Consider the following 8610-nt stretch of genomic DNA (forward strand, 5'->3'; position numbering starts at 1 on the left):
CTAGAAAATATGAACAGTCAAATACATACACAATTTAAATTCTCTCTCCCCAAGGGCTTACTAGATAACGAAGGCAACATTCATCGTCAAGGGGTAATGCGCCTAGCAACAGCCAAGGATGAAATTATCGTACAAAAAGACCCCCTAGTAAGAGAAAATCCAGCTTATGGAGTTTTAGTAATGCTATCACGAACAATTACCCAACTGGGCGAACTATCAATAATAACACCGGAATTACTAGAAGAACTTTTCACGCTTGACCTAGCATACTTACGAGAATTTTATAATCAAATTAATCACCAGGAAAGTGCCTCTATTCTTGTACAATGTCCCAAATGCAACAGTGAATTCAATATGGAGCTTACTCTATCGGGGGAGTCGAAAGCTACCCCTTAGATCGACTGCATGAGGAGGTAGCTTGTATAGCTTTCTTTTTTCACTGGTCTTTAGAGGACATTTTGAATTTAGAACACATTAGTCGTCAGCGTTGGTTAACAGAAATTAGCAAAATCCGTAAGTGTAGCGAACTGCAAACATAAATGCTTCAAACTTAACCCGCATTTCTCGCAAACTGATTCAAGAAGCTGATTTGGGGATGAAAAGTTGAACTTTTTCAAAAACCAAAGATAGGGGAACAGTCGAAAGAGAAAATTTTAATTGAAATTCAGCAAACCGTTACTAAATTGTCGGAAAAATCAGCTTTGCTTCAAATAAGCTCTCATGAGAAAATTGACTGCGTATATTGTCAGTCATTTCCGCAGCTATGAAGTTGAGTAATTTAACGTAAAGAAATCAACCAGTATCTGGAATCGCTTGAATTCTATTATTAGCAATGGACAAAATATCTTGAGAGGGACAAGCGCTGGTAATAGCAATTAAAATTCGTCTGACACTCACAGTAATTCTCGCTCCCAACTTCAAGAAATTCAGACGAATTGTGCCAACGGTGGCTTGAGAAAAAGAGGTTTTAGATAAACAATGTTGAGGAAAAGCTTGCATTAAAACATAAGCTATTGAGGAGAACCAAAGTCTTAATTGATTACTGTGAAATGTTTGGGTTGAAGTCCGGTCAGCGAATAAGTCTAAATGTTGTTCTTTCAGGCGATTTTCCATCTCTCCTCTGGGACAATATTTATCGGTATAAAGTTTTGATGGGGAAATTTTAGCAGCGGGTAAAGAGGTAACAACATGACGAATTTTTAAGCCTTCACTCCCATAACAAACTTTGGTAACAACTCTTCTAGGGCGACTCCATGATTTTTCGGTTTGGTAACATAAAGAACGATACCAAGTTGAACTTGGAACTAACTTTCCCACTACTTCTAAATCTTCATTTTTCTCAAATAAATTTTCCATCAATTCCACAATTGGTGAGAGTTTTGGATTGAATCGGAATGGTGGTACAAGCGCATCTTTCCAAATTAATGGAAGATGTTGAGCTTTCATAAATCGAAGTTTGCGTCCAGAATCTAACGGTTTAATTCTAGCCTTAGTCTCTTCATTAAAGTTCCGAAAAACTGAAATGCACGGCGTTCTACACACTGGAATAAATTGCCACAGTCCACAAACTTTAAACTCAAAATCCTGTGCAGTAAACACATCCTTATCAGATGAATTATCTTCACCATTTATAGGTGCGAATCCTACAAGTGAGAATCCTAATATGTGTGTTTTATCTCGCCCCGGAAAATGCAACACTTGGGGATATACTGTTAGCCTTAATTCCTTAGACCCATTTTCTCCTAATTCCAGTTTTAGTGCATCCCAAGCTCTCATCCCTTTCTGGTGAGGCGCGTATTTCAAGGGATACTCCTTCCCTTGTATTTTGACAAATGCTCTATTGCTCTCGGAGTCAAACCTGACTTTCCCTGGTAAAATCCCAATAGCTTGAAATAATTTGGGCTTCTGTTCGCTAGGCTGTGGTTCGTTGGTCATAAATAAAAAGTTAGTCCCTAATATTTGGGCTTTTTCCAGCTATCATAGCTCAAAACTTAAACTTCCTTCCCACAACGCAAGTTGCATCAATAGCAGGTATTGAATAAAATCTTTTGGTTTTGCCCAAATTAAAACTGCTATTGATGCAGTGTTCAGCGAATTGCAAAATTGCCTGAATCGCCCAAAATAGAGATAAAAAACTTCAACCAGATGACCCAAATAAAACTATTAATAATTTTTAATATGTCAAATCTCCTGGCTCTTTAAGTATGAGTTTTTTGCCTTGATAAATTAGTAAAGTGCCGTCTTCTGTCACGCAATAAAAGTAGTTTTTATTGCGGAACTCGTAACCGAGAAACCGTCCTGGCGTAACACCATCGACACCAGTTGTATGGATGGTTTTGCCAATCAGATTAATTGATTTACCAGTTTTTAAATTCTTGCCATTGTACTCCCATCTGCTTGAGGAATGTACAAAGCTGGGGTATGTCGTCTACTCGCTCGTTGGTGACATTTAGGGTTTTGCTCATAGCTTTGTACCCTACACGATTTCGAGTAGAGAGAGTTGGGTGCAACCCCAACTCTCTCTACTCCCTTGTTCCCTTTAGTGGTATGCCTCTCACGTTTAATTGCCCAATTTCACTAACTCACTTTCAAATGAGCGAACTGTAAGAGATACTTGGGAATTTATGGACGAAGTTATTGAATCTCATTATGAGACACTTAAACAACGAGGAAAACTAGCGACTTATGGAGTATTCAGTCAGGAATGGGAAAAAGCTGGTCGAAGCGAACCCCTACCTAGTTATGTTGCTTTTTCCTCCCGAATCAAACAGCGTGCTGGATACCAACAGACTAAAAAAAGGCTCGGTTCTCGTGCTGCCTATCAACAATCAAAATTTTACTGGGAATTAGAATTTACCACCCCTCGTCATGGTGACCGCCCTTTTGAAATTTGCCATATCGACCATACTCAACTAGATATTGAGTTAGTCTGTTCCCGTACAGGTCGGAATCTAGGCCGACCTTGGGCTACTCTATTAATTGATGCCATGAGTAGACGTATTCTCGCTGTTTACCTCACATTTGATGAACCATCATACCGTTCCTGCATGATGGTACTGCGAATCTGCGTTCAACGCTTTTCTCGCTTCCCGGAAACAATCGTAGTAGATGGGGGAGCAGAGTTTGGTAGCACTTATTTTGAAACACTTTTAGCAGCATTTGGATGTACTAAAAAACAGCGTCCGGCTGCCAAAGCTCGATTTGGTTCAGTCATAGAACGTTTGTTCGGAACTACCAATACTGAGTTCTTATACAACCTAAGAGGCAACACACAGATAACTAAAAATGTTCGGATTGTTACTAAGTCAAATAATCCCAAAGGTCAAGCAGTTTGGACATTAGATGAACTCTATGACCACTTTTGTGCTTACAGTTATGAATTCTACGACTCCAGAGAACATCCAACACTTTTGCAAAGCCCGCGCCACACCTTTTTAGCTGGATTAGCCATGAGTGGCTCTCGTCCTCATAAAAAGATTGTGTACGACGAAAACTTTAAAATATTTACTCTACCATCTACACCAAAAGGGACAGCAAAAGTTCAGCCGAGTCGAGGCGTAAAAATTAACTATCTTTACTATTGGTCAGTAGATGATTCTCTGCTCAATCCAGAAGTTGAAGGTACAAACATACCAGTTCGTTATGACCCCTTCGATATGGGAACTGCTTATGCTTATGTGAAAGGACAGTGGGTGCGTTGTATCTCTGACTATTACAAAACCTTTCACAATCGCTCTGAGCGCGAGGTTAAGCTAGCCAGCCTGGAAATGCACCGCTCTCGCCAAAATCATGCTCAAAGAATCACAATTTCAGCTAAAGAAAAAGCTGTTTATTTGGAATCGGCTGAAGCTAAAGAAGTCTTGTTATTACAACGATTGCATGATTTAGCACGTCAAGATATTCATTCTATTATTGAGGGTGAACGAATTGAGCAAAACTATCCCAAAAAGCTTGGGGGAGAAGAAATTGAAAAAGAATTAAAGTCTTCAATTTTTTCTCCCCAACAATCAGCAAATTTGGAAACTACCAATAGCATTGAACCCTATAAAGACGAGGAGTTGTGGCGATGACTTTTGAGCGACCATTCCCAGAGGAACTACTCTGCCAACCCAACCGGATAAAAACCAGCTATTTTAAGGGGATTACTGTTCCCCATCAAAAGCTATCTTTAGCTTTGGATACTCTATTGATGAATATTTTAGAACCAGCAGATACATTAGTTTTTCTTGTCTTTGGTGTCACAGGTGTAGGTAAAACTACATTAAGGTTGCGTTTGGAAAAGCTACTTTTAGAAGAATTTCTATCTGATTTACAAAATAATCCAGGTCAGATTGCTGTAGCTGGATTTGAAGCCATTCCAGCCGAACGAGGTCTCTTCAGCTATAAAGATTATTATACTCGTGCCTTAGAAGCTCTCAGAGAAGTTTTAGTTGAATACAAAGTTAACTATGGGTTGAGTGAATCGGATTTACCAGAATGGAAACAGCCTAATCACCTGGATAGTAAAGATTCACCTGCCTTGCGTAGAGCTATGGAGAAAGTGTTTCCTATCGTCAGCTAAAAGCTTTTACCGTAGATGAAGCTCAACATTTATTGATGATAGCTGGTGGACACCAAATGCTCCATCAAATTAACTGGATTAAGTCAATTGCCAATCTAACTGGTACAGTACATATTTTATTCGGTACTTATGAATTACTAAATTGTCCACCTCTAAACGGACAAGTAGGAAGACGGAGTGAGGATATACATATTCCACGTTATCATGCTGACGAGGCCGAAGATGTGGCTGAATTTAGGAAAATCATTAGTACTTTTCAACGTCATCTTCCCTTACACTCAGAGCCAAATTTAGAACAACATTACGAATATCTTTTAGAAGGTTCTGTTGGTCAACGTAGCCCCAAGCGAGATGTAGTGGGGATGAAACAATATGACAGTTAAGCTCTATCCCACCGATGAATTATGGGACTTGTCACCACCTACTTTTTCGTCTCGCAGTCGATTGTTCTATCTTGAACCTATCGGTATCGGTACGCCGAATGTAGAAAGCCTGACTAGCTATGTTTCTCGTTTAGCTGTTGTCCATAGCGTCCCACCAGGAACTTTATTGGCAATAGAAATTGGTCTATTAGTCAAGAAAAATTATTGTCCTAATACCCGTAGTATGGGGGCAATTTATGGTCTAAATTCGGTCAGGGCTTTAAATGGTATTCGTGGGAATGCTGTTGGGCTAGTTCAAGCTTTAGAGACACTTACTTTACGTACTGACTTACGTTTCTTAACGCTGCTGACCTGGGCAGAAGTTTTTCCAGTTTTGGGATTGCTTAAACATAAACAAGCTTGGTGTCCTCTCTGTTTAGAAGAGTGGTTAGAAAAGAAAACGGTGATTTATTTACCCTTGTTATGGTCACTAAATGTTGTCAAAGTTTGTCCATATCATCATCAACCTTTACAATTCCAATGCCCCCATTGTCATGCCTCTTTTGTACCGCTTTGGCGAAATTCTCAGCCCGGTTATTGTTTGAAATGCTCTGGTTGGTTAGGTAGCAATTCCTGGTCTCCAAGCTGGGATGGAACAACTGATGAATTTCAGTTTCATATTTGGGTCGCCAATAGTTTGGGAAATTTAATCGCTCAAGCTCCTAGCAACCCTTTTCCATTGCCCAGAGAAACGATTAAAAAAGCTTTAACTTTCTTTGCCAAGAAGTCTACCAATGGTAATCTTTTAGCTTTGGGTGAACTCATTGGAGTATCTCAACCCGAAATAACTCAATGGTATAGAGGTAAAACCATTCCTACGCTCGATAAACTTGTAAAAATTTGTTATCTACTCAACACATCTGTGAGCAAGTTTCTTCAAATTGATATTCTACCGACAACAATTTCTCAAACTAGTAATTTATCTCTTAATTCTCCACCCAAGTTGCTAACATTTACTTCACGACGAACTAAAGAACGAATCCGTACCCTACTTCAAAGTGTGCTTAATCAGAATGAATATCCTTTCCCTTCTGTTAGAGAAATAGCCAGACGTTATCATTTTGGTTTAGCTACTTTTTACCGTTATGCACCGGATTTATGTCAGGCTGTTTCTACTCGTTATCGACATGACAAAAAACGAATTCAACAAGAGGCTATCCAGATTGGCTGTAGCGAAGTTAGACGATTAGCTCCAGAACTTTATGCACAAGGAATCACTCCTACCGTTAAAAATCTTGCCAGTGTGATGACTAATCCAGAAACTCTCTGGTATCAAGAAGTTCTGGAAACTTTAAGTGAGGTACGCTACTCTCTTGGTGAACTACCATTCAAGATCACTTATGGTGGGGCTTAAACAGAATTTTTTGGTTCCGGCTCGCTGAATCAAAGTTCGAGGTACAACATAATTAAAGGAAAAGCTTGCCGCTGCGGCCAACTTTTCCTTTAAGTCACAAAAAAAGGTAATTTCAGTATGATTTAAACGGCCACCTTTTGCTTTAAAATCGGCCATCTTTTCCTTTAAGTCACACTTGGTGAAGTATAAAATGGCGTTTTACGCCAACTTATGTTGCAAGTGACAATTTTGCGAGATATTCCCGCCCGTATTATTGGTTTTGGTTTGTTTCCTCCCCATGTCGAATGCTAGGAGTTCGCGATGGAAAAGCAAATCGTTCATCTATTTGTATTCAACACTCTTGCTGACTGGGAAACGGGTTTTACTGTCGCCGGAATCAATAATCCAGAGATGCAAAAACATCCCGGACGCTATTGCGTGCAAACAGTTGGCTTGAATGCTAAACCTGTGACAACCATCGGGGGTGTAACCATCCTTCCTGATCTTACCCTTGATGAACTCGAACCAGGAGCAATGCTGATTTTACCAGGAGGTGAAGCCTGGGATGCAGGCGAAAACTCGAAAATTTTGGAATCAGCCAAAGCACTCTTAGCAGCAAATATTCCCGTAGCAGCGATTTGTGGTGCAACCTCCGGGTTAGCCCGTGCTGGCATTTTGGATGATATCCCCCACACCAGTAATGCCAAAGAGTATTTGCAGGCAACGAACTACCAAGGTGCAGCCTGGTATCAAAACCAACCTGCTGTCACTGCTGGCAATGTGATTACAGCTAACTCAACTGCGCCGCTTGACTTTGCTTACCACATCTTTAAGAAACTCGATCTTTATGAAATCCCAGTTTTAGAAGCTTGGTATGGACTTTTTAAAACCGGGGATTCTTCGTACTATTTCCAGCTGCAACAACTGACAACTTCTTCTACATCTTAGATTTGGAGGAAACTATGAAACCCATTGTACAGGAGCATTTTAATGCTGAACTTTGTCGAGCAAAAATGGCGATCGCACGACAAGATTTTGAGACTGCATGGATAGCTTTACAACGCGCTCATATTTTGGAGTAAAGCTGGATTAACTCAGGTTCGGTTTTTCTCATTTCCATTTGGACTAGCTCGCTTTACTAGTATGGCTTGTGTTGGATTTAAAGAAAAGTAAATTCACTCTTTTAACAATGCTTGGGGGACAATTATGTTTGTGAAAATTTGGCGTTTCATTACAATAATTCTGGTGGCATTATTTATGGGATTAGAGTTTGCCCATACTTTAGCGTTACCTGCTAAGATGCAATATGATGGCGCATTTTATGTGACTATTCAAAATAGAATAGTTTATACCGCTATTTTGGCGCACCAGGGCTGGGTGCATTCGTGACTGTGGGGGCGGTTCTTTTTGCTATTGCTCTCACTGTTTTAGTCCGAAAACACCGCTCAACTTTTTGGTGGACATTGGTGGGTACAGTTTGTCTACTGATTGCTTTTCCCATAATTTATTTCTGGCGAATTGAACCTGTTAATATTATCATTGAACAAGCAAATGCCGAAACAATTCCAACTAATTGGCAGCAACTTCGGAATCAGTGGGAATATGCTCACGTTACTAACTTAATTTTCACTTTGGCTGGCTTGAGTGCATTACTTTTTTCGGAGATTATTGAGCATTTTAAATACAATGGCAGTTAATATGGATTGGGTAAATTGGCAATTTGTGTTCACCAAATGCGCTCTTTGTGTGAAGGGATTGGTTATGATGCCACAATTACTGTAAATCAAGGCGACGGTAGTTGTCATATTTTTTAATTCCAGTTATCCACAATAAGCTGTATACTTGCAAAATCAAACACCAATCTCCTAAACTATTATTATCTAGTATCGAGCGATGAAAATCCTTCACGGAACCTGGATTCCTCAACCAAACAGCGATTTCATCCAAAAGGGCGCATTTAACCTCTGGGTAGAAACTGATATCTCACCAACAAAACCAAGTAAAAAGAACATCCATCCCCGTCAACTTCCCCAACCAGAGTTAGGCACATTCTTACACAAAGAACTAGGAATTAGTAACTCATCTCCTGAACAAATAAATCAACAAATCTCCTCTAAATATTTTGCTCTCCCCACCGCCAACTCTCAACCACTCCCTTCACCCGAACGGCTCTCCCGTACCTGTGGGGATAAGTAAATCTTATTTAAATAAACAAGCTAACAGCTTTTCTCGCAAAGATTCAAAGCTTTTAAAGCCATAGCTTTGTCGAATAATGAGCTTAATTCTATTATTAA

11 protein-coding genes and 1 pseudogene are annotated in these 8610 nt (G+C 39.8%); 11 read left to right on the forward strand and 1 reads right to left on the reverse strand.

The window, feature by feature from the left end:
- Positions 1–9: 9 nt before the first annotated feature.
- Positions 10–396, forward strand: coding sequence for a phage tail assembly protein (locus IQ264_RS08435; RefSeq protein ID WP_193980314.1), 387 nt, complete (start codon positions 10–12; stop codon positions 394–396).
- A gap of 26 nt (positions 397–422) precedes the next feature.
- Positions 423–539, forward strand: a complete 117-nt coding sequence (locus IQ264_RS33670; RefSeq protein WP_413470339.1) for a DUF6760 family protein — start codon at positions 423–425, stop codon at positions 537–539.
- A 253-nt stretch (positions 540–792) separates the two neighbouring features.
- Here the strand turns inward: IQ264_RS33670 and IQ264_RS08440 are convergent.
- A pseudogene (locus IQ264_RS08440) lies at positions 793–1389 on the reverse strand (transposase); the annotation flags it as partial.
- 1235 nt (positions 1390–2624) lie between these two features.
- On the opposite strand from IQ264_RS08440, the gene IQ264_RS08445 reads away from it, so the two are divergent.
- From IQ264_RS08445 to IQ264_RS08475, 9 genes are all read left to right on the forward strand, one after another.
- Positions 2625–4070 carry a transposase family protein gene (locus IQ264_RS08445; RefSeq protein WP_228061373.1) on the forward strand — a complete coding sequence of 482 codons (1446 nt, stop codon included), beginning with the start codon at positions 2625–2627 and terminating at the stop codon, positions 4068–4070.
- Positions 4067–4561, forward strand: coding sequence for a hypothetical protein (locus IQ264_RS32830; protein WP_228061374.1), 495 nt, complete (start codon positions 4067–4069; stop codon positions 4559–4561). Before IQ264_RS08445 ends, IQ264_RS32830 begins: the two co-directional genes overlap by 4 nt.
- A gap of 56 nt (positions 4562–4617) precedes the next feature.
- Complete coding sequence (locus IQ264_RS32835; RefSeq protein ID WP_228061375.1) at positions 4618–4944, forward strand: hypothetical protein; 327 nt, start codon at positions 4618–4620, stop codon at positions 4942–4944.
- Complete coding sequence (locus IQ264_RS08455; protein ID WP_193980315.1) at positions 4934–6337, forward strand: helix-turn-helix domain-containing protein; 1404 nt, start codon at positions 4934–4936, stop codon at positions 6335–6337. The genes IQ264_RS32835 and IQ264_RS08455 overlap by 11 nt, the downstream gene beginning before the upstream one ends.
- A gap of 300 nt (positions 6338–6637) precedes the next feature.
- On the forward strand, positions 6638–7264 hold the full coding sequence (locus tag IQ264_RS08460) for a type 1 glutamine amidotransferase family protein (protein ID WP_193980316.1): 627 nt from the start codon (positions 6638–6640) through the stop codon (positions 7262–7264).
- 14 nt (positions 7265–7278) lie between these two features.
- Positions 7279–7398, forward strand: coding sequence for a DUF3703 domain-containing protein (locus tag IQ264_RS08465; RefSeq protein ID WP_193980317.1), 120 nt, complete (start codon positions 7279–7281; stop codon positions 7396–7398).
- A gap of 124 nt (positions 7399–7522) precedes the next feature.
- Entirely contained in the window at positions 7523–7705 is a 183-nt protein-coding gene (locus IQ264_RS32840) for a hypothetical protein (RefSeq protein ID WP_228061376.1), read from the forward strand.
- 2 nt (positions 7706–7707) lie between these two features.
- Entirely contained in the window at positions 7708–8013 is a 306-nt protein-coding gene (locus IQ264_RS32845) for a hypothetical protein (RefSeq protein ID WP_228061377.1), read from the forward strand.
- 196 nt (positions 8014–8209) lie between these two features.
- Positions 8210–8512, forward strand: coding sequence for a hypothetical protein (locus IQ264_RS08475; RefSeq protein ID WP_193980318.1), 303 nt, complete (start codon positions 8210–8212; stop codon positions 8510–8512).
- Positions 8513–8610: the final 98 nt, after the last annotated feature.

Origin of the sequence: [Phormidium] sp. LEGE 05292 (assembly GCF_015207735.1) — a bacterium.
Lineage (GTDB): Bacteria > Cyanobacteriota > Cyanobacteriia > Cyanobacteriales > Aerosakkonemataceae > Floridanema.